This is a genomic window from Streptomyces gottesmaniae (genome assembly GCF_031845845.1).
Taxonomy (GTDB): Bacteria; Actinomycetota; Actinomycetes; order Streptomycetales; family Streptomycetaceae; genus Streptomyces; species Streptomyces akebiae.
In genome coordinates, this window is record NZ_JAVRFJ010000010.1 from 114775 (window position 1) to 133952 (window position 19178).

Genomic DNA, 19178 nt, shown 5'->3' on the forward strand with positions numbered 1-19178 from the left:
TCCACGCCCCGTCCCCCGTACAGTCTGGCTCCCACCCAGGAGAACCATCATGCTCATCCGCAAACGCGCCCTTGTCGATCAACCACGGCCTGAGAGCAGCGCCCCGGCCGCCGACGGCGACGACGGACCAGGGACTTCACGCACGAGCCGCCTCCGTATAGGCGGGATGCCGGTGTGGGTGTTCGCGGCGATCCTCGCCGCGGTGATCACCGCGATGTTCACGGACAGCCTGCCGCCCGGGATGTTCTCCGGATTCGTGGTGACCATGACGATGGGATGGCTGCTGACCTGGATCGGCGGTCGCGTGCCGGTGCTGCGGGACTTCGGACTGCCCATCCTGCTCTGCGTGTTCGGTCCTGCCCTCCTGGTCTACGCGGGTCTGCTGCCTACCGGAGTCATCGACCTGGTGACCACGTTCGTGGACGACCAGGGGTTCTCCGACTTCGTCCTCATCGCGGTCATCGCCGGCGCCATTCTGGGCATGCCGCGCGCATTGCTGATCAATGCGGGCGTGCGCTTCGCCGTACCGGTCGTCGGCACCATCGCTGTCGTGTTCGTCCTGATCGGCGTGCTCGGCGCGGCGCTGGGTTACGGCTTTGCCGACGCGATGCTGATGATCGCGGCGCCGATCATGGCCGGTGGGCTGCCGCTCGGAGCCCTCCCGATGAGCGAGATGTACGGCGAACGGCTCGGCGTCGAGGCGAGCAGCCTGCTCGGCAGCCTGGTCTCCACCGTCCTCCTCGCCAACATCGTCTGCATCCTCTGCGCCTCCCTCCTCAACGGCCTGGGCAAGCGCAAGGCCCGCCCCTTCGTCGGCTTCAACGGGGATGGCAAGCTCCTCCGTATTCAGAACGGCGCCGAGAAGTTCGCCCCCTCGAAGTCCGTCACCCAGGCGAACCTTCTCGCCCTGGGCCAGGGGCTGCTCATCGCGGGAACTCTACTCGTGGCCGGCACCATGCTCGAGCGCCTCTTCCCCGGCCTGCACGCCTACGCGTGGACGACCCTCCTCGCCATCGCCGTCAAGATCTTCCGCCTACTCCCGGCCGACCTGGAGGACGCGACGTCCGCCTGGGGAAGCCTGGTCACCACCGTGTTCGTTCCGCCCCTGCTGGTCGCGATCTCTATCGCGACCATCGACATCTCCGAGATCCTGACCTCCCTCGGCGACCCCCGGTTCGTCGTCCTCACGGTGGCCACCGTGCTGCTCGCCGGGCTGACGGCGGGTGTACTGGGATGGCTGGTCAAGTTCTACTTCATCGAAGCCGCCATCACTCCCGGCCTGGTCATGGCCGACACCGGCGGATCCGGTGACGTCGCCGTACTCTCCGCCAGCGAACGCATGCACCTGATGCCGTTCGCCACGGTGGCGAACCGCGTCGGAGGCACGCTGGTCCTCTTCGTCACCTCGCTCCTGACCCCGCTGCTCAAATGACGCGCTCCCACTGCAGACAGGCCACCGGCGAGACCGACGTCCATTCGGACCTCGTCGTCGCCCGGTATCCCAGCCGCGACTTGATGCTCGACCTGTATGTTCCGGCCGACACGGCAGGTCCGTGCCCGGTTGTCGTATGGGTCCACGGCGGCGCATTCATCCGCGGCGACCGCAAGAAGATGCCAGAGCAATACGGTGCACTCGCCTCCCAAGGAATTGCGGTGGCCGGCATCGAGTACCGGCTGAGCCACGAGGCGACGTTCCCCGCCCAGCTCTTCGACGTCCGCGCCGCCATCCGGTACCTGCGCTCCCACGCCGCCGCCCTGGGCATCGCCCCCGACGCGCTCGGCCTCTGGGGCGCGTCGGCGGGCGGCCATCTGGCAGCCCTGGCCGGCCTCTTGGGCAACAGGGAGCGACTCCCGGGCGAAGGCGACGTCCACGGCGACGTCTCCGTACGCGCGGTGGCCGAGGCGTACGGGCCCACGGACATGACGGCGTCGGCGCCTCCGCCGAAGTTGGCCACCCTCCCGGGCCTCAGCGGTCCATCTTGGTCGGACCGCTTCCTCGGAGGTGCGCCCGACGAGCTACCGGAGATCGCTGAAGCTGCAAGCCCGCTACATCATGTACGCCCAGACGCCCCACCGTTCCAGATCTGTCATGGCACAACCGATGACCTGGTCTCGTGGCGCCACAGCTGGAACCTGCACACGGCACTCGTCGCTGCGGGCGTGGAAAGCGAGTTGTACCTGCTCGACGGCTACCGCCACGGATTCATCAACGCCGCCCGGCGCGGCGACCTCGAGGCCGACAACCTCCTGGACGGCGGTCGCCTGGCTGCCGAGGGCGCCGCTGCCGCGCGGCGCTACGGGGACGCGACAGGCAATGGCCACGACGCCGATTTCGGATTCGGCGACGTGGCCTCCTTCTTCGCCCGGCACCTCCCCGTGCCCCATATGAAAGGGATCACTTTGGCGAAGGCAAGACCTCCGAGCCACCCGGGCGTTGCTGTCAGTACCTGCAGTCCTGCTGCGCGGGGACACGGCCAAGGACTTCCTTCTTGATCAGCTCACGGTGGGCCCGTTGAAGTCCTCCCAGACGGACCGCATCTGTCGAAGCATCCGTCACCGGTCCTCGCACCCACCACTCCCGGTGTTAAGCGGTGCTGGCTGAGGTGGCCAGGCGGCGAGTGCTGACCCGTCACTCCCGGGCGCGCCTGAACCTTGAGTTGCGATCACGGCGTGAGGTTCTGTGTGCAGACAAATGCCTGCCCGCACACCAGCCAATGTCAGGAGGCAATGGGCTCGGGGCATTGGCTGCCCACCCTCTGGCTGTCCCCTGCCGGCGGCCGGATGATGTTGGATTCCCGCGAGCACTCCGAGGTCAATCTGGCGGCCGTTGGCTTCGATCATGGCGCCGACGTTGGTACGGCTCCAGTCAGCAGGCTGTCTAGCACGGCATGTTCGAAGGCGTCGGCCAGCGCCTTCGGGACACTCCCGACACCGACAGACGGCCCCGGCGGGCTCATCGAGCCCACGGCCGCCCGGTGCCTGGCTCGAAGCCAACCACTATGCACCCCCGGAAGTGGGTCATCAGCCAGTACTCCTCCCGAAGGTCGTCGGCGGGCCGAGGCGGCATCCACCCCAGGAACGAGGGTTGCGTTCTCACTCAGAGACACAAAGCAGGGATGCCAGCCCGTCCGCCACCGCAAGCAGAACGCGGTCCGCATACGGCCGACCGATGATCTGAATGCCAATAGGCAGCCCCTGAGTGGTCGTAGTCACTGGTACGACCAGGCTAGGAAGCCCGATGTGGCTGGTGAGGTTGGCCCAGCCGGTCTGGTCGAAGAAGTTCTGTTCCTGGCCGCCGACCGCGAGGGTGCGACTGCCAGCCGGGATCGCGGCTGTGGGTGCGGCCGGTGTGACCAGGACGTCGTGTTCCGTGAAGAACCGCTGCCAGTCCGATCGGAGTTGGGTGCGTTCTTCGTTCGCGCGCAGCCAGCTGCGGTGGGTTTGGGTCCGGTGGCGGAGGAAGATGGCGCGAGGGCTGGAGTCGTCGTCCTGCAGCTGTCGTGCGGCGGCGAGCTCAGTGTCAGCGGTTTCGTCGCTGGTGGTGGCCGTCGCGGTGGCGTGCAGAAGCTGTTCGAACAGGCGCGTGGAGTCGGCGAAGCCAACAGGTCCGGGTGTGTGTCGGACCAGGGCTCCGGCTGCGATCAGAGCCTTCTCAAGGGTGATGAGGGCCTGTGCGGCCTCATGGTCGACGGGGCAGTTCGGGTCCTCGGCCCAGATCGCAATGCGCAGTTCGTCGATGCCCTTGTTGGCCGTCGGCAGGTCTACGCGCCAGGGTGTCTCCTCGGCCGGTGCCGGTGTGGTGAGCGCGGTGAGGAGCAGGTCGAGGTCTCGGGGGTGGCGGGCCAGGGGGCCCGGAGTGACCATGTCGCTGCTGGTGAGCCAGCCCGGCGGCCGGGGAACATGGCCGCGGGCCGGGACGAGTCCGTGTGTCGGCCGCAGTCCGTACACCCCGCAGTAGTGGGCCGGCAGGCGCAGCGAGCCGGCAAGGTCGCTGCCGAGGTCGGCGGGGGTGAGGTGGCCGGCGACCGCGGCGGCAGGTCCACCGGAGGAGCCGCCGACCGTCCGCGCTGGGTCGTGCGGGTTGAGCGTGGAGCCGAAGAGGACGTTGTCAGTGTGGAGGTCCTGGCAGTAGGCGGGGGTGTTGGTCTTGCCCATGATCACCGCGCCTTGGTGGCGGAGCCTCGCGACAGCGTCGGCGTCCCGGTCGGGAATGTGGTCCGCCAGCTCCTGGGCTCCGCTGGTTGTGCGAAGGCCGGCCGTTTCGAAGCTGTCCTTGATGGTGATCGGAAGGCCGTCGAGGACCCCGCTGGCCTCGCCGCGGGCTCGGCGCTCGTCGGAGGTGTGAGCGGCTTGCCGGGCCGCGTCGTCGTCGCGGGTGATGACGGCATTGAGGGTGCTGGCGTCGGTCCGATCGAGGTGGAGGTCAAGCAGCTCGCGGCTGGAGATCTCGCGGCGTTCCAGGGCGTGCAGTTGGACATGCGCGGGCTGGCGGGTCAGGTCGGTCATGCGAAGGCTCGCTCGGAGTGGGAGGTGCGGGCACGCTGGCGGGGAAGGTGGCGGGCGACGGCGAGGAGGGCATCGATGTCGTCCATCGGCTGGCTGGTCTCGGGGGCGGAATCGGCGAAGTCGGTGAGCCGGTCGGGATGGGGGCGCTCGCCCGTCTTGCGGGCGGTGATGGCGGCGAGTATCTGGTCGGCAGAGACAGCGGCGTTCAGTTCCTCGCCCGAGAGCCCTCGCGCCCTGTGGTGGGCTTCGCTGCTGTCACGGACGCCCGCTTCGAGGTACTGACGGATCACGAAGCGGCCGTCGCGGATCTCGACCGCCCGTCGGTAGAGCTTGAACCCGATACTGCGGAAGCGGCGGCTCTGGGCAGGGTCGCCCCGGTCGACCGGCAGGCGGATCTCGGGCGCTTCGCTGTAGAAAGCCAGCCACAGGCGGCGCAGGCGGTAGTAGCTGAGGTACTGCATGAACCGGTACTGGACGTTCTTGGCCTGGTCGGTGATCGTGGGCACCAGCCACCCGATCAGGGTGAGCATGGCGCCGACGTCGCCGCACGTCCAGGCGAAGTTCTCCCAGCTGGCGAGGGAGATGCCGAAGGCGCCCGCGATGACGTTGCCGGTCCGCACGCCGCTGTATCCGAAGGTGACGATGGCGCCCAGGGCGACGACCCGCAGACCGACGCGGACGGAGGCGCGCTTGCTGCGCCGGGCCAGGCGCCAGCAGCCGCGGGCGAGGAGTACCTCGCCGATCGTGTACGCGGTGACGTAGAGGGTGAGATACGCGGCGTACGTGTTGTCGTGCGCGTAGTACAACGTGAAGTCGATCGGCCTTGGTGCGCTCGGCGTCAGCAGGGCGAAGAGCACCAGCAGCGCCGCGAACACCGCGAGGCTGGCACCGAGCCAGGCCCGCGCTCTCCTGCGGGCGATGTCCGGGGGCGATCCCCAGTAGGTGAGGACCACCTGCTGGCAGGCGATCAGCGCGATCACGCAGCCCTGGGCCAGGGGAACGGCGAGGTTCACGGTGCCCAGGACGCGGTCGAGGTAGTTCCACATCGGGGTGATGGAGAACAGGAACGACAGGCCCGACAGCAGGAAGACGGAGGCCAGGGCCGCGGTGGCGGGATCGCGGCGACGGGCGGGGATATCCCTCAGGAGGCAGAGGAATCCGAGGATGGCGACCACGAGGCTGATCGGGTGGAGCAGGTCCTTCACGGCCGGGCCTCCCGCCTGCGCAGCAGGGTGTGCGCGACGCGGTCCTGGACCTCGTCGCCGGAAGACTCGTCGCTGCGCAGCCACCGGTCGATGATCCGGCGCTGGAGAAGCGAGGCGAGGAGCTCGGTCTCGTGCTCCTCTGCGTCGTCGTACTTGGTCCGCCCCAGCATCATCTGCACGATGGTCGGGTCCATGGTGGTGATGAGCGCCGGCGCCAGGGCGGACAGCGGGCGGGCCTCGTGGTGCCCGAGGAACAGGTGCATGAACTCGTGAGCGATGATCTGATCTTGATGCAGGCAGCTGGTCCGTGGGTCGTAGAACACGTAGATGACGACCTCCAGGACCGCACATGCCCCGCAGACCGACGGCGCCTGCTCCTGGGGTTGCAGGATCACCTCGCGCCCCGTACGACGGGAGACCTCGTCGCGGAGGTCGCGGATGTTCGTGACGTCGGGGAGCTCCAGCGCGGCCAGGGGGTCATCCTGGCGCCACCTACCCGTGGACCACATTGTCATTCCTTGATCATTTTCTGAACCATAGCCAAAACGCGGCTAGTTGGAGGGCGGCAGCCCTTCCATCTTTCGTACGCCGTCCACGAGACCGAGTACCGCTTCCTTTCCGTCCGCCGAGACGTCGGACAGACGAAGGAGCACGTTTTTGACCTTCGAATCGCGGAGCAGTTCCAGCAACTTCAGTTCCTCCGCGGTCTTTTCGGCAACCTCATCGTCGAACCAATAGGCGGCGGGCACGCCGAAAAAGCTTGCCAGGGCTTCAAGATGACGCTTCGTCGGATTGTCCCGACGGCCGGTGCGCAGCATCCAGAGGTAGGTGGACGTCACGGTTTCGAGCCCTCGCTCGGCCATCAGCTCGGCCACTTCAGAGTTGCTGTACGGGCCGCGGCCAGGCGGGTGCACCACTTCAAACAGGCGGTTGAGCCGGTCACTGAGCTTCTTCGCGTGAAGACTCGTCGGCTCCTCTGCTGGCTCTTTCATGATCCTTTCCAAGGCGCGTGACTTAACAGCGGTTCAGCCACTGTACTCCGCGATTAACGTCAGTTGACGCACCGATCTTGCATATGAAAAGTTCTACCTCGCAAACGTCCCCTGCGTTTGCGCGTCCACCCTTCGGGATGGTCTGTCCGTTTCTACCGATAGGTGCGTATGGCATGCGTGACACGCGTCACCCGTACCTAGCGATATTAGTTGCGCCTGTAATTACAGGACGAATTTGATCTTCGAATGGAAGGCGCAGAGGCAACAGTGGGAAGCCTCGATCCCCTTCGCGATGCCCGCGCGAGCATTTCCGTCGGGTCATTCGGGCACTGCCGTGCGCGGCCAGTCCTCGCCATGCTCGTGGACGGATGGCTGACTCTGCGCGGCCGCGCCGGCACCGGAACGGCACAGCCGTCTGCGCCAGCGGTGCGGGTCGCTGCCCTCGCCCACCTCCCCGACACCAGTCGGCGGTACGCCGCCGACTTCCTCGGCATGGCGAGTAGCGTCGAGCGCTCCGTCATGGTCGGCGCCACGGAACCAGCACGGTCCGCCGCTGCCCCGCGTTGTGGCACAAGACACGAGGGGGTGCTGTGAGGGGCATCTCCGAGTGTGTCGGGGCGATCCGCCTGCTGCCCGTATCGCGGCCCGCTGCCTCCACGCGTAGGCACAGGTGCCGCCGCCCTCCGTTGCGTCTTGTAGAGAGTCCTTTAGCAAGGTCTGGATCTTGCTGCAGGTCCTGCATATGTTCGTCGTCCCTCGCCGGGCTCCCTGCCCGGCGGTAGACGACGCTAGGAGCCAGATGCGGAACGCGCGATCCAGCCGGGTGAGATAGCCCCGAACACAGCGACGGCGTCCAAGGAGCGGTAACTCCCGGACGCCGAACGCCAAATGGTACTCCTGCCCCGGCAAGGGCGGAGATTTACCCACCTTCACCGCACCGGCCCTTTCCTACGAGGCACACCGGCACGGGTTTCACTACGGAGGAGAGTCTTACATGCCGCCTGCCCTGCGCAAAGGGCCGGTGCCCCCGGCTCGCGCGGCAGCCGTCCTCGCTTCGCCGCCTGGCTCCCTGGACGCGCACCAGTTGCCCGGCGCCCTCGCGCCGGAGCCGGCCCCCAGCGCCCGGCCCGTTTGGGCGGTGACCCGATGAGCCGGGACACCCGCGAATGGGCGTGGGAGTACAGCGCCAGCCGCGGAAACGCGCGCCTGGTTCTACTGTCGATCGCCGACCGGATCCCCGACGAACAGTGCGTCGCCTGGGCGTCCCTCACCTCGCTGATGAAGCGTACGAACGCGAGCCGCAACGCCGTGCGCGGCGCCCTGGCCGCACTGGCCGAGATCGGCGAGCTGGAGGTGCTCGACGACCTCGACGGCCCGCAGCACAGCACGGTCTATCGGCTCCCGCGCGCCGCTGCATGGCTGGCCAAGGTCGCGGCGGCCCGGGAGGACGACCCCGGCGCGTACGTCGAGCCCCTGACGGACGCCGACCTGGTACCCGAGCTGGACGACGAGCGGCTGCGCAAGCACGGCATCTGGCCGAAGACGGGGTCCGAATCCGACCCCCGTCGTCAGGATCTGACCGGGTCAGAATCTGCGCCCCCTCGTCAGAACCTGACCCCTCCCCGGGTCAGAATCCAACCCCCCTCCGGGTCTGAACCTGACCCCCAGAACCGTAGTGAACCGAAGGTGAACCGTAGGTACAGCAGCAGTGGTGCTGCTGACCTCACCTCCGCCGCGGACTGGCAAGTCGACGACGCGAGCCTGTCCTGGGCTCAGCAGCAGGGGCATCTCGCCCGCCTCGGCGAGCACGGCGTCCAGGCCGCTGACGCAAAGTGGCGCCACCACCGCAGCACCTGGAGCGCTCGCTCCGCCGCCGCCTGGGCTGCCGACTGGCGAGCCTGGCTCGCCCGCGAGCACAGCCCCGCCCCCCAGCGCCCGAGCCTCTACGCACTGCCCGGCGGCACTCCCGCGCCGCAGGCCGGCATGACCCGCGCCGACGCGCACATGGCCGCCCTGCTCGCTGCCGTCGATGAACCGACTGGAACGGAGTAACTACCTTGGACCGCCGCGAAGTTGCTGCCGTGCTCACCTATGTCGGCCGCCTGGACCCGCGCACCATCCGCACCGATGCGGGCGAGGCCCGCGACCAGCTCGCCATGTGGCACGAGTTGCTCGGCGACGTCCCGATGGCCACCGGCCAGGGCTGGGACGTCCGCGAGATCGTCCGCAAGCGCATCGTGAGTTCGCCGTACCCGATCCTGCCGGCCGATGTGGCCCGCGAATGGCAGGCGCACCGCCGCGACCGTCTGGCCCGGCACACCGACCCGACCCCGATGGCCGACCCGGACAATCCGGAAGCCTGGCGGGCGGAGCTGCTGGCGGCGCGAGATGCCGTGGCTGCGGGAGTGGCCGCACCCTCGGCTCACCGCGGGATCACCGCGGGACGACACCGGCCGGGGCTCAAGGACCAGCTGGCCGCTGTCGGCTCCTACATCCCGCTGGCCGTGCGCGCCGAGCTGGCCCCCTACCGCCCGGCCCGCGCCGCCCGCGAAGCCGCCATCGCCGCCGGAGGACCCGACGTCCTGAACGTGCCATGCGGCTGGTGTCACGCCGACAAGGGCGAGCCCTGCCGCCGCCGTCGCATCAGCCTCGACGGAAGTGCCCGGGGCAACGCACCGCGCGTCACGGCCCACCCCGGCCGCGTCGACCGTGCCCTGGCTGCGCAGGCCCAGCAGGCATCCGCCGCCTGACCTCAGCCCTCTTCTCCACCAAAACGTTCCGACTCCGGTACGGCCCCACGCCGTACCCCGAGCCCGCCTCGCAGCGCCCGCCGCACCCCGTCCCGCCACCGGTGCCGAGCGACCCGCACCCACCGAGGCGACTTCCGGAGACCGTCATGCGCCACATCACCACCAACGACACCCCGCCCCCGACGATCCGGGGCATCGCCGACCACAGCTGGCAGGAACGAGGCTTGTGCCACGGCCTGCCGGTCAAGGAGATCGACGAGCTGTTCTTCCACGCGGCCCGCGACCGCGCGGCCATCGACGCGGCCAAGGCGATCTGCGGCAACTGCCCCGTGAAGAAGGCGTGCTTCGACTACGCCCTCGACAACGAGATCCGCCAGGGCATGTGGGGTGGGCTCACCGAGGACGAGCGGCGCCCCTGGCACGCCCGAGTCAACAAGCGCCTGGACTACAGCCGCGTCAAGGCCGCGTTCGAAGGCCGCGACGTCCACCTCAGCGACGCCGAGCGCGACGCCGTCACCCGCCACGCCTACGTACGCGGCTGGAGCCCCGAGCGCCTCGCCTACGCACTGCGGCTCGACCTCGACTGGGCGCGCGACCTGATGCGCAACGCCGCACACGCCGTCGCCGACCGCGACCGCTACTGGGGGCAGGTCGACCAGGCCGAGGCAGCCGCCGACGAGTACGTCGAGGACGAAGCCGCCGAGGACGCCGCCTCAACCGTGCAGGTGCCCCGCCAGGCGCAGACCCACGCCCTGATCGCCGCTCTCCGAAAGGCCGCATGACTCACCTCCTCGCCATGCCCTCCCTCCTCTCTGGCATCGAGCCCGTCCACCTCGTCGCAGCCGTCGGAGTGCTCGCCCTGGTGCTCGGCGGATGGTCGATCCGGCGTAACCGGACCCGGGCGAGCGGCCCGCGCGCCGGCACCCCCGCGGTCTGGGTCGCGGCCCTCGCCGCCCTCAACTGCACCGCCTACAGCGCCGACACCAGCTGGCGGTTCGCCGCCGACTACCTCGACATGGCCGGCGCCGTGGAGCGGGCCATGATGTTCAGCGCGGCCGAGCTGGCGCTGTTCGCGACGGCGCTGATGGCCAGGCAGAACCTGAAGACCCAAGGAGCACCTGGCCTGCCGGGTGGCCTGGTCTGGGTGATCACCGGGGTGCAGGTCATCCCGGCGTACGCCGAGTCAGGCACGGTGGGCGGCACCGTGCGGGCCTTCGTCGGCCCGGTCATGGCGGCCGTGCTCTGGCACCTGGCCATGGGCATCGAGCTGCGACTTCACAAGCCGGACGCCGCCTCCCAAGGGCTGCTGGCCACGCTCGGACGTGAAGTGCGGGAGCGTCTCCTCTCGCGCCTGGGCGTCGCCACCCGCAACCGTGATGCCGCGCAGATCACCAAGGACCGGGCGACTCAACGGGCCGTGGCCCTGGCCTCCCGGCTGGCCGGGATACCAGAGAAGGAACGTGAGAACGGCCGTGGCAGTCGGATCACGCGTCGGCTCCAGTCGGCTCTCGCACGATCCGGTGTCGGCACCGACCCGCAGCAGCGTCGCGCGCTTCTGGAGCAGCTGGCCGCCCGTCGGCACGCCACGGCGCTCGCCACCGTGGTCCTGCCGTCGCCCTGGATTCAGCCCGCGCGGGACCAGGACGCCGATCACGGGGACCGGTCCCTTTTCCCTACGTCGATCGCGACTCCGTCGGCGAATGGGACGCAGGCGAGTGCGTGGGTGAGCTCGGTCCCCGGCGACGGTCCCCGAAGCACCGCATCGAACGGGGACCGTACAGAGGGGGACCGTGCGGAGCCGGGGACGGACCGTGAGCCCGACGGGGACCGTCCCGACACCGTCCCCAACGGCGACGGGGACCGAGCCGCCGAGTCCGGCTCAAGCCTGCTGCGCGCGGGCCAAGAGGCGGCAGTCGGGGACCAAGACACCGTGCCCGTCGGGACCGAGGAGCCCGACGACGGTGCGAGCGGCAGTGCCGAAAATGTGCACGAAGCTGCTGCTCAGGAGGGCACAGGCCCGACCCCGGCGGCAATCGCCATCGGGGACGAGGGCCGGGAGCACCCGGACGCCGAAACGGGGACCGAGCCCAACGGGGACCGTCCCGACACCGTCCCCAACGGCGACGGGGACCGCGAACACCCCGACACCGAAACGGGGACCGAGCCCAACGGGGACCGTCCCCACACCGTCCCCGTACGGCGGACGCCGAAGGCTAGGGCGTCCCGGAACCGGCCGCGCGGCGGTCAATCCCAACGGTCCCGGAAGCAGCCGAAGCTGAGCGTGGAGGAGATGGTCGAGCGGGTCCGTCCCCATGTGCCCGCGCTGCTGGAGCGGGACGGCAACGAGTCGCTGACCCGCGTTCAGCTGCGGGAGATCCTCCGTGCCCAGCAGATCCGGGGAGGGCGGAACGAGCGTCTGACGCCGGTTCTGCAGCGGCTCCGCGACGAGGCGGGCACCACCACGGCACGGAGTACGGCCCGATGAAGACCTGCCAGCGTTTCGCACACATCAAGTCCGGCTTCGAGCAGGACATCCGCTTCCTGCACGCTCACGCCGAGCGTCACCGGGGATCCGCGCCGGCGAAGACCAGCGCGAAGAACGCCATCTCGGTGAAGCGGAACATGGCGCGGGCCTTGAACCGGCACCTCGACCGCTGCCCCGAGTGCGGCTGACGGTCACAGACAAGCAGGTCAGGCGCCTGCTTCCGCCTTTCCGTCCGGTGGCCCGGCCTCGGCCGGGCCACCGCCCCCGCACTGAAGGGATCCGCTATTCCTGCCCGTCACCACCCGCGTATGCACCCACCGTCCACCGCCGAGGCCGCCGCCTGGGCGGAGGTGCTCGTACGCCACCAGCTCCTGTACGCAGCCGTGCTGACCCCGGCCGGCCAGTGGCTCGTCCAGCACCACGCCGAATCCCTTGTCCACGTCCTCCACAGCCCGAGAGCCATGGTCGATCTGGCCGCCGAAATCCAGCACCGCATCCGCACCACGAGGAACCACACCCGATGACGAACCCGACGACAACCCCCACTCCCGCGCCAGGTGAGCCGGAAACCAACTCGACCTCGTCGCGAGCAAGTTGGTGCAAGAGCATTGCTCCCGGTGGGAGCAATGCTCTTGCGTCTCCCGCCCCGGGGGTGGCGGGAGCGGATCGGCACCAGGGGGCACCGATCCGTCAGGATGCGACCGAGGGCGGTTCGCATCCTGACGAAGGGGAGAACCACTCCTGCCACAGCACCGACTGCGCCCACACCATGCCGCCGAAGCCCCACGTTCAGCAGCGTGAGCGCCTGCGCGACGAGAAGAAGCGCATGCACCAGCCGAGCTGCCGCATGAACGACGACGAGTACCAGCTCCTCGTGCGTGCTGCTGCCGCCTGCAATATGAGCATCGCCAGCTACCTTGCCCGCGCCGCGCTCAAAGCCGCCCGCAACCTCGACCTCTCCGCCGCTGAAATCGCCGGCGAGCGCGAGATGCTGAAGGAGCTGTTCGACCTGCGAATCGCACTGAACCGGATCGGCAACAACCTCAACCAGGTTGCGGCAGCACTGAATTCGGACGAGCCCGCGCCGCAGGCCACGGCGGTCCTCTCTGCCGTCGACCGGATCTCCCTGCGTGTGGACGCCTTCCTCCGGCGCTACCTGGACGGCGAGCGTCCGGCTGCATGATCCCCAAAGTCCACGACATGGGCACGGACACCCGCGGCCTGGTGGCCTACCTGTACGGCCCCGGCAAGGCCGAAGAGCACATCGACCCCCACCTCGTCGCGGCGTGGGATCGCCTGGCCCCCGACCCCGGCCGCGACCCCGAGGCGACGTACGGCGACCTGCAGCGTCTGCTCGATCAGCCCGTCATAGCACTGCCCGAAAGCGCCAGGCCCGCCGAGCATGTGTGGCACCTGTCCGTACGCGCCGCCCCCGAAGACCCGATCCTCACGGACGAGCAGTGGGCGGACATCGCCCGCCGCATGGTCGCCGCCACCGGCATCGCCCCTGAAGGCGACGATGCCGCCTGCCGCTGGGCTGCTGTCCGCCACGCCGACGACCACATCCACATCATCGCCACCGTCGTCCGCCATGACGGCCGCCAAGCCCGCATCCGCCAGGATGGCGCCCGCTCCCAGGCGGAAGCACGGAAGATCGAAGTCGACTACGGGCTACGCCGGTTGAACACCGGCGACGGAACCGCCGCCAAACGCCCCACCAGCGCCGAACGCCACAAGGCGAACCGCCAGGGCAAGGAACGAACGCCACGCGAGGAACTGCGAGAGACGGTGCGCCGCGCCGCCGCCGGCGTCGCCAGCGAGCAGGAGTTCTTCGACCGCCTGGCCGCCGCCGGCCTCCTGGTCCGCCAGCGCGTCGCACCCTCCGGCGATCTACTCGGCTACAAGGTCGCGCTGCCCGACGACCGCAACGAGGACCAGGAGCCGATCTACTATTCGGGCTCCACCCTCGCACCCGACCTCTCCCTACCGCGCATCCGCGAGCGGTGGGCCGGCAACGGCTCCGGACCCAGCCCCGAAGCCGCCGCGGACCGCTCCTCCGGCTTGGCGCGTGTCAACCCGTCGACCGCGCGGCGCCAGGCGACGACGGCGGTCTGGCAGGCCGTACTCGTCGTCGACCAGAGCGACGACGGGCAGATCGCCGCGCAGCTCGCCGCGGCCGGCGAGGTCCTCGACGCGCTCGCCAAGACCTCGGCCGCGCACACCCGGCGCGAACTGCGAGACGCCGCCTGGGCGTTCGAGCGGGCCTCCCGCTCCCACATCCGGGCCGAACGGGGCCACGACCGTGGTCTGCGGCAGGCTGCCCGTGACCTCGTCTACGGCGGGCCGGCGCTCGGTCGTGGGGAAGACGGCGCCACCACCGCCATGTTGATCGACATGGTGTTCTTCCTGGTCACCGCCGCCGCCCACTGGCACGGGAAGAAGGAGCACGCCCAGCAGGCCGCTGCTGCCCGCCAGGCCGCCGAGCACCTACGCGCCGCTTACCAGGCCGCCGCGCCGATGTACCTGTCCGTCATGCACCAGCGCGGTCGGCGTCTGTCCCAGCCCCTGCAGCGCAAGCAGGCCGCCTACCTGCGCCAGGCCGTCCCGGAGCTGGCCGAGCAGGTCCTCACCGAGCAGGGCTGGTACGCCCTGGCCGCCACGCTCGCCGATGTCGAGCACGCTGGGCACGACCCGGCCGCGCTTCTAGCCGAGGCCGCCGAGCGACGGGAGTTGGACACCGCCGACTCGATCAGCGACGTGCTCGTGTGGCGGCTGCGGCGCATGGCCGATCTGCCCGCCGACCCTTCCGCCATGCCCGAGCACACGGCCACCGCGCCCGCCGCCGCCCGCGGCGCTGCGCAGGATCCGACGCACCGCACCGACCGTCCCGCCAAGTCCCGCTGAATTCAACAATCTTAGAGTTGCAGCAGGTCAGGGACTTGCGGCACTCTCCTCGTGCAGGCGAGACGACAGAGATGGAGACGGCATGTTCCGACGCAATCGTGCGGACCGAGAGTTCCGTGAAGCCCAGCGTGCCGGCCAATCGGTGCTGGCGATGCACACCGAACTGCCGCTGCCGAACGCACCCGGCCCTGTCGCTGCCTCGGCTGCGCCAGCGGCCACGGTGGTGCCCGACTTCCTGCCGCCGGACTTCCGGGCGCCGTCCCGCCAGGACGTCTCAGGGTTCATGATGCGCTGGGACCTGCCGCTCGTCATCGACGACGAGGTCCACGCGTGCCACTGCGGTGCGTACCGAAACTGGATCGTCTTCAACATGCGCGACGACTCGGTGTGGCTCCGCTGCCCGGCCGGCCACGAGACGGAGGAGACCCGACTGGACACCGCCTGGTACAACCGCAACTCCGGTCCGGTCGACCACTTCCACCCCACCCTCGAAGACGGACTGCACCACCTCGGCCACTGAAGCCCCGAAACCCCTTCCCTCACCCCTGCGTTCGTCGGCACCCGGAGGGCCGACCCGGTCAGACCATCCGTCTCGCATCACCAAGGGGTTTCCGCATGCGCCGTTCCACTACGACCGCCCTCGGCCTCGGCACCGTCTTCACCGTCCTTGCCCTGACCGGCTGCTCCAGCCACACCGAGCCCGCCGACGCCTCGGCCGCATCCGCACCCGCGCACCAGGGCGGCAGCTCGGCATCCGCGCCGCTGTCCTCAATCCAGCTGAACCAGCGGCTGCTGAACGAGAGCGACCTGGGCGAGGGCTACACCCGCAAGCCCGAGCCCGCTCGCAGCAACGACGACGTCACCGTCATCGGCTGCCCGGCGCTCGAGAAGCTCGGCAGCGACGCGGCCACCGGCTCCGGTCTCGACTTCAGCCGCAAGGCGAAGGCGTCCTTCACTTACTCCAGCAGCAGCAGCTCCGAGGTCAGCGAGGAGCTGTACAGCGACAGCGCCGCGAAGCTGTCCAAGGGCATCAGGAAGATCTTCGACGCGATGCTCTCCTGCCCCTCCTACCTGGTGACGTCAGGCAGCACCGTCGTCGACATGGGCACCGAGAAGACGTCCGCGCCAGACCTCGGCGACGAGCAGTGGAGCCAGCTGCTCACCTACTCCGCCAGCGGGCAGCGCAGCGTCGTCAAGCAGACGACGATCCGCACCGGCAACATCCTGGTCGTCGTCTCCGGCTCGCCGGGCCTCGTGGACGCCCACCTGGACAAGGCGCTCGCCAAGGCCCGCACCGCACACTGACCCGCTCCTCCACCTGCCCCGGTGTCCGGGCCTGTCCTCCCGACAGCCCCGGACACCGGGGTGTCGTCGTATCGGGCGATCAGCCGTCGAGGCGGAGTTCGCCTGGCTCGTAGCGGAGTTGGAAGGTCTGCGCGTGCTCCCCGTCCATCCAGTACAGGGTCATGGTCGACAGCATGCCGCGCTTGATATAGCGGGTACGCGAGGGCATTCCTTCATCCTGCTCGACGATCCAGGCTTCCACCCGCTCCGGCAGCCCGAACCTCAACGCGTATGCCTCTGGGTGCTCCGCGGAGCGCAGTTCCCAAACCGGATGTGACGCTGCCTGATTAATGCGGCGCAGGCGCACCGAATGTGTGAGGTGCGCTCTCGCATAGTCCACGAAGCCGTACAGATCATCCGAGGCCAGTCCCAGGACGAACGGTGCTGCAGGAAAGGCCAGGACAAGTCCCAGTTGCGACCGGCTGTGCAGGGCCTGCGCCAGATAATCGAGCGGGCCGCGAATCGCATCGGGTAGGTCCACATCGCCCGCGTCCATGTCCAACAACGGGCCACGAAGATACGTCCGTATCTCGTGTACCTTCGGCCGCTCGGCCGCGGGGGTCACTTCGAGGACTGCGTGAATGGTGTCGGCCGTGGTCTTGACGAGATTCCGCAGTACATAGAAGTCCTGTGCGGAGAGGTCGATCAGGGATATCTGGTGGGCCAGCGCGTAATCCTGCGCCTCCGGGCTGAAGCCGGACGTGGAGAAGATCGCGTAATTGTAGCGGTATCGCGTCCGCGGCCGGCCGGCCCCCGGAGCAGTGAGCGTGGTGGTCTCGCCCTCGTTCACGTCGTGGATCACACCGTGGCCGTTACGGATGGTGGGCAGACCAACGGGAGCTGTAGTCAGGTACTTTGCCTCGACGAACAAGCGGACCGGCAATGAGAACGGCGGGACGTACCGGAACTGTCCGAGCGCGTCGACCTGGTGCCATGCTCCGCGTCCACGGACCAACAGACCGTTCTTGTCCTTCTTCAGCACCTTCCACGGCTCTTTGTCCTTGTCGTCGTCGGCCGTGAGGACTTCGAAGCCACTGGACCGCAACAACCAGGCAAGCACCTCCTCCAGGAGGTAGCCGCGCAAGGGTCCTTTGCCGATCACTTTGCCTGCCACAACGGGAATCCTATGCACGGCCTTGATCTTGGTTCCAGGGTCCCCTCATGCGCGCGGGTACCGGGGTACGGCGAAGGCCCGGCGTTTCCCCTCCCGTGAAGAGAGTGGAACCGCCGGGCCTGGAAAAGGGGCATCACCCTGCCGATCCCCCGCCTCGGTCACCGGCTCTGAGTAGCCCGTCAACCGCGGCGTACGACGGTGAGACGGTTCTTTGCGCCTTCAGGGAGCGTGCGGCGCGGTACCGGGCCGGGTGCGGCAAGCGAGAAGGCGAAGGCCGCGACCAGTTCGTGCGGGGCGCTCGCGCTGAAGCTCGCACACCACAGATACGGGGCCCCCAGCACAGGCTCCGCCCACGCCTGCCAGCCCAACAGGTCATCGCGGGGGTCAGCGTCGTGGATGAGCGGCGGCAGCATCTCCAGCGAGACGTTCGTGGAGAAGCCCGGATCGGTGGCGGTCGTACGCGGGCGGTCCATGTCGCGCAGCCAGCCCCGGGTGCCGAGTGCGGTGAGGACCGACTCGGCGTTCTCGAGCCCGGCGTCGGGGGTCTCGCTGGCGTCGAGCGCGAGCAAGAAATCGGTGAGCGCCTCGTGCGGTACGCCGGCGGTGAAGTACGCGTTCCACTCGGTCAGGACCGAGGCAGGATACGGACGGGCCGACAGCTGCCAGGCCACCGGGAGGCCGCCCAGTTCGAACGGGTAGGCGGCGAGGATCCACTCGGCGCCGCGCAGGCCGTCGGGGCTCACATAGAGCAGGGTGCCGCGGGAGGTCGGCCACATGCGCCAGCCGAGCTCGGTCAGAGTGTCGCCGATTCGCTCGGCGAGGACGCCGTCATCACCGGCCAGGTGGCGCGGGGTGACCCAGTACACCGGGTCCGGAGAGGTGGGGTGGGAGGGATCGATGGGGTGGTGCGGGTGCAGGGGCGCCTCCATGGGTTCGGGGGTGAATCACTGGCCGGCGTTCGGCCCAGTCGCGCCGCGTCGGCGGCGCGGGGGCGCCTCGACTGGGTCCTGCCAGGTCAGAGCGACGGCCACGGCGGGCGGCAGCGGGCCGATCTGCTCGGCCTCCGGGGACTCGGCGATGTAGACCATCGGCCGACCGTGCTCGTCCACGGCCATCTCCACGCAGCCCAGACGGTGGGCCATGGGGAAGAAGGGGTTGATGGCAAGACGGACGGGTGTGTCGCGGTCGCAGGTGGACAGCAGGTCGAGGATGTCGCCGACGGTCATCTCGGGCGAGTGCGGGTCCAAGGCGTTCTCCTAGCAGTAGCGGGCGAAGCCGCGAGAGCAGGGGCAGGGTACGCGTCGCGTATATAGGGAAGAGGATGCGCCCGTCACAGGGGCCGGGATGTTGACAGGATCCGGGCCACGACGCCGGCGATGATCTCCGCCGGCGTGTCCGTACCGAAGGCCATCCGGTAGCCGGGGACCTTGGCGGTACCGGTGACGAAGATGACCCAGCCCTCGCCTGTCACCCAGTCTTCGTCATTGCCGCCGGGCCGGCCGTTCGGGAAGTAGCCGAGGTAGAACCGGCCGTCGCGCGAGCTGACGTGCACGTCGGCCCGGTCGTCGACGATGTGCGTGAAGTCGGCCTCCGAGAACTGGTCGATCACCTCCATCGCCTGGCCGGCACCGAGCTTCCAGGAGCGCAGCCGCAGAGCCGCGACCGTCGTGGCGAATCCAGATTGCGCCGCATCCAATGCCACAGCATCACCTCTCTGACCTGGGACTTTCCGGAAGGTCGTTCAGGTTGACATGCCGTTGCAGCGTCCACCAGTCCTCTGGGCGATCTTCCTTGTCTGCCCCCGGCGAACTGTCCCTTGTCATCCAGGCGAGTCGTTTGACAGCGAACCCAGCCGTTTCAAGCTTCTTTGACAGCGAA

At 69.0% G+C, this 19178-nt stretch carries 20 protein-coding genes; 12 read left to right on the top strand and 8 right to left on the bottom strand.

Going from position 1 to position 19178, the window contains the following annotated elements:
- The first annotated feature begins 49 nt into the window (after positions 1–49).
- Entirely contained in the window at positions 50–1432 is a 1383-nt protein-coding gene (locus RM704_RS13805) for a 2-hydroxycarboxylate transporter family protein (protein ID WP_078937400.1), read from the top strand.
- On the top strand, positions 1429–2493 hold the full coding sequence (locus RM704_RS13810) for an alpha/beta hydrolase (protein WP_052146412.1): 1065 nt from the start codon (positions 1429–1431) through the stop codon (positions 2491–2493). The genes RM704_RS13805 and RM704_RS13810 overlap by 4 nt, the downstream gene beginning before the upstream one ends.
- A 600-nt stretch (positions 2494–3093) precedes the next feature.
- Here the strand turns inward: RM704_RS13810 and RM704_RS13815 are convergent.
- Genes RM704_RS13815 through RM704_RS13830 form a run of 4 tightly spaced genes read right to left on the bottom strand, consistent with a single transcriptional unit; the run spans position 3094 to position 6703 of the window.
- Positions 3094–4506, bottom strand: a complete 1413-nt coding sequence (locus RM704_RS13815; RefSeq protein WP_033531011.1) for an amidase family protein — start codon at positions 4504–4506, stop codon at positions 3094–3096.
- Positions 4503–5711 carry an MAB_1171c family putative transporter gene (locus RM704_RS13820; protein ID WP_033531010.1) on the bottom strand — a complete coding sequence of 403 codons (1209 nt, stop codon included), beginning with the start codon at positions 5709–5711 and terminating at the stop codon, positions 4503–4505. The genes RM704_RS13815 and RM704_RS13820 overlap by 4 nt, the downstream gene beginning before the upstream one ends.
- Complete coding sequence (locus RM704_RS13825; protein ID WP_311590580.1) at positions 5708–6226, bottom strand: hypothetical protein; 519 nt, start codon at positions 6224–6226, stop codon at positions 5708–5710. Before RM704_RS13825 ends, RM704_RS13820 begins: the two co-directional genes overlap by 4 nt.
- A 36-nt stretch (positions 6227–6262) precedes the next feature.
- Positions 6263–6703, bottom strand: a complete 441-nt coding sequence (locus tag RM704_RS13830; RefSeq protein ID WP_052146411.1) for a hypothetical protein — start codon at positions 6701–6703, stop codon at positions 6263–6265.
- Positions 6704–7849: 1146 nt separating this feature from the next.
- On the opposite strand from RM704_RS13830, the gene RM704_RS13835 reads away from it, so the two are divergent.
- The 10 genes from RM704_RS13835 to RM704_RS13880 all read left to right on the top strand — a co-directional run bounded on the left by RM704_RS13835 (position 7850) and on the right by RM704_RS13880 (position 16147).
- On the top strand, positions 7850–8755 hold the full coding sequence (locus RM704_RS13835) for a DNA-binding protein (RefSeq protein WP_033531008.1): 906 nt from the start codon (positions 7850–7852) through the stop codon (positions 8753–8755).
- A 5-nt stretch (positions 8756–8760) separates the two neighbouring features.
- Positions 8761–9453 carry a zinc finger domain-containing protein gene (locus tag RM704_RS13840; protein WP_033531007.1) on the top strand — a complete coding sequence of 231 codons (693 nt, stop codon included), beginning with the start codon at positions 8761–8763 and terminating at the stop codon, positions 9451–9453.
- Positions 9454–9599: 146 nt separating this feature from the next.
- Positions 9600–10235 carry a WhiB family transcriptional regulator gene (locus tag RM704_RS13845; protein WP_033531006.1) on the top strand — a complete coding sequence of 212 codons (636 nt, stop codon included), beginning with the start codon at positions 9600–9602 and terminating at the stop codon, positions 10233–10235.
- Positions 10232–11938 carry an ICP22 family protein gene (locus RM704_RS13850; RefSeq protein ID WP_033531005.1) on the top strand — a complete coding sequence of 569 codons (1707 nt, stop codon included), beginning with the start codon at positions 10232–10234 and terminating at the stop codon, positions 11936–11938. The genes RM704_RS13845 and RM704_RS13850 overlap by 4 nt, the downstream gene beginning before the upstream one ends.
- Positions 11935–12126, top strand: coding sequence for a hypothetical protein (locus RM704_RS13855; RefSeq protein WP_033531004.1), 192 nt, complete (start codon positions 11935–11937; stop codon positions 12124–12126). The genes RM704_RS13850 and RM704_RS13855 overlap by 4 nt, the downstream gene beginning before the upstream one ends.
- Positions 12127–12246: 120 nt before the next feature.
- The gene (locus RM704_RS13860) at positions 12247–12462 is read left to right on the top strand and encodes a hypothetical protein (RefSeq protein WP_033531003.1); all 216 of its coding nucleotides are present in this window, start codon (positions 12247–12249) and stop codon (positions 12460–12462) included.
- A gap of 245 nt (positions 12463–12707) precedes the next feature.
- On the top strand, positions 12708–13121 hold the full coding sequence (locus RM704_RS13865) for a plasmid mobilization protein (protein WP_078937399.1): 414 nt from the start codon (positions 12708–12710) through the stop codon (positions 13119–13121).
- Positions 13118–14842, top strand: a complete 1725-nt coding sequence (locus RM704_RS13870; protein ID WP_033531001.1) for a relaxase/mobilization nuclease domain-containing protein — start codon at positions 13118–13120, stop codon at positions 14840–14842. The genes RM704_RS13865 and RM704_RS13870 overlap by 4 nt, the downstream gene beginning before the upstream one ends.
- Before the next feature lie 82 nt (positions 14843–14924).
- Positions 14925–15362: a hypothetical protein gene (locus RM704_RS13875; protein WP_033531000.1), complete on the top strand. Its 438-nt coding sequence runs from the start codon at positions 14925–14927 to the stop codon at positions 15360–15362.
- Between the two features lie 95 nt (positions 15363–15457).
- Positions 15458–16147: a hypothetical protein gene (locus tag RM704_RS13880; RefSeq protein ID WP_033530999.1), complete on the top strand. Its 690-nt coding sequence runs from the start codon at positions 15458–15460 to the stop codon at positions 16145–16147.
- A gap of 79 nt (positions 16148–16226) precedes the next feature.
- On the opposite strand, the gene RM704_RS13885 is transcribed toward RM704_RS13880, so the two are convergent.
- The 4 genes from RM704_RS13885 to RM704_RS13900 all read right to left on the bottom strand — a co-directional run bounded on the left by RM704_RS13885 (position 16227) and on the right by RM704_RS13900 (position 19002).
- Positions 16227–17300, bottom strand: a complete 1074-nt coding sequence (locus RM704_RS13885) for a PDDEXK family nuclease (protein ID WP_192829810.1) — start codon at positions 17298–17300, stop codon at positions 16227–16229.
- 179 nt (positions 17301–17479) lie between these two features.
- Positions 17480–18229, bottom strand: a complete 750-nt coding sequence (locus RM704_RS13890) for an SPDY domain-containing protein (protein ID WP_033530998.1) — start codon at positions 18227–18229, stop codon at positions 17480–17482.
- Between the two features lie 15 nt (positions 18230–18244).
- Positions 18245–18526, bottom strand: coding sequence for a hypothetical protein (locus RM704_RS13895; RefSeq protein ID WP_033531122.1), 282 nt, complete (start codon positions 18524–18526; stop codon positions 18245–18247).
- A gap of 104 nt (positions 18527–18630) precedes the next feature.
- Positions 18631–19002 carry an SPDY domain-containing protein gene (locus tag RM704_RS13900; protein WP_033530997.1) on the bottom strand — a complete coding sequence of 124 codons (372 nt, stop codon included), beginning with the start codon at positions 19000–19002 and terminating at the stop codon, positions 18631–18633.
- Between the last annotated feature and the right edge of the window lie 176 nt (positions 19003–19178).

Excerpts from the sequence above, each read along its gene's own strand:
- RM704_RS13835 (WP_033531008.1), top strand. The coding sequence starts at position 7,850 with ATGAGCCGGGACACCCGCGAATGGGCGTGGGAGTACAGCGCCAGCCGC.
- RM704_RS13890 (WP_033530998.1), bottom strand. The coding sequence starts at position 18,229 with ATGGAGGCGCCCCTGCACCCGCACCACCCCATCGATCCCTCCCACCCC.
- RM704_RS13865 (WP_078937399.1), top strand. The coding sequence starts at position 12,708 with ATGCCGCCGAAGCCCCACGTTCAGCAGCGTGAGCGCCTGCGCGACGAG.
- RM704_RS13860 (WP_033531003.1), top strand. The coding sequence starts at position 12,247 with ATGCACCCACCGTCCACCGCCGAGGCCGCCGCCTGGGCGGAGGTGCTC.
- RM704_RS13810 (WP_052146412.1), top strand. The coding sequence starts at position 1,429 with ATGACGCGCTCCCACTGCAGACAGGCCACCGGCGAGACCGACGTCCAT.
- RM704_RS13815 (WP_033531011.1), bottom strand. The coding sequence starts at position 4,506 with ATGACCGACCTGACCCGCCAGCCCGCGCATGTCCAACTGCACGCCCTG.
- RM704_RS13845 (WP_033531006.1), top strand. The coding sequence starts at position 9,600 with ATGCGCCACATCACCACCAACGACACCCCGCCCCCGACGATCCGGGGC.
- RM704_RS13870 (WP_033531001.1), top strand. The coding sequence starts at position 13,118 with ATGATCCCCAAAGTCCACGACATGGGCACGGACACCCGCGGCCTGGTG.
- RM704_RS13825 (WP_311590580.1), bottom strand. The coding sequence starts at position 6,226 with ATGACAATGTGGTCCACGGGTAGGTGGCGCCAGGATGACCCCCTGGCC.
- RM704_RS13855 (WP_033531004.1), top strand. The coding sequence starts at position 11,935 with ATGAAGACCTGCCAGCGTTTCGCACACATCAAGTCCGGCTTCGAGCAG.
- RM704_RS13875 (WP_033531000.1), top strand. The coding sequence starts at position 14,925 with ATGTTCCGACGCAATCGTGCGGACCGAGAGTTCCGTGAAGCCCAGCGT.
- RM704_RS13830 (WP_052146411.1), bottom strand. The coding sequence starts at position 6,703 with ATGAAAGAGCCAGCAGAGGAGCCGACGAGTCTTCACGCGAAGAAGCTC.
- RM704_RS13850 (WP_033531005.1), top strand. The coding sequence starts at position 10,232 with ATGACTCACCTCCTCGCCATGCCCTCCCTCCTCTCTGGCATCGAGCCC.
- RM704_RS13805 (WP_078937400.1), top strand. The coding sequence starts at position 50 with ATGCTCATCCGCAAACGCGCCCTTGTCGATCAACCACGGCCTGAGAGC.
- RM704_RS13880 (WP_033530999.1), top strand. The coding sequence starts at position 15,458 with ATGCGCCGTTCCACTACGACCGCCCTCGGCCTCGGCACCGTCTTCACC.
- RM704_RS13895 (WP_033531122.1), bottom strand. The coding sequence starts at position 18,526 with ATGACCGTCGGCGACATCCTCGACCTGCTGTCCACCTGCGACCGCGAC.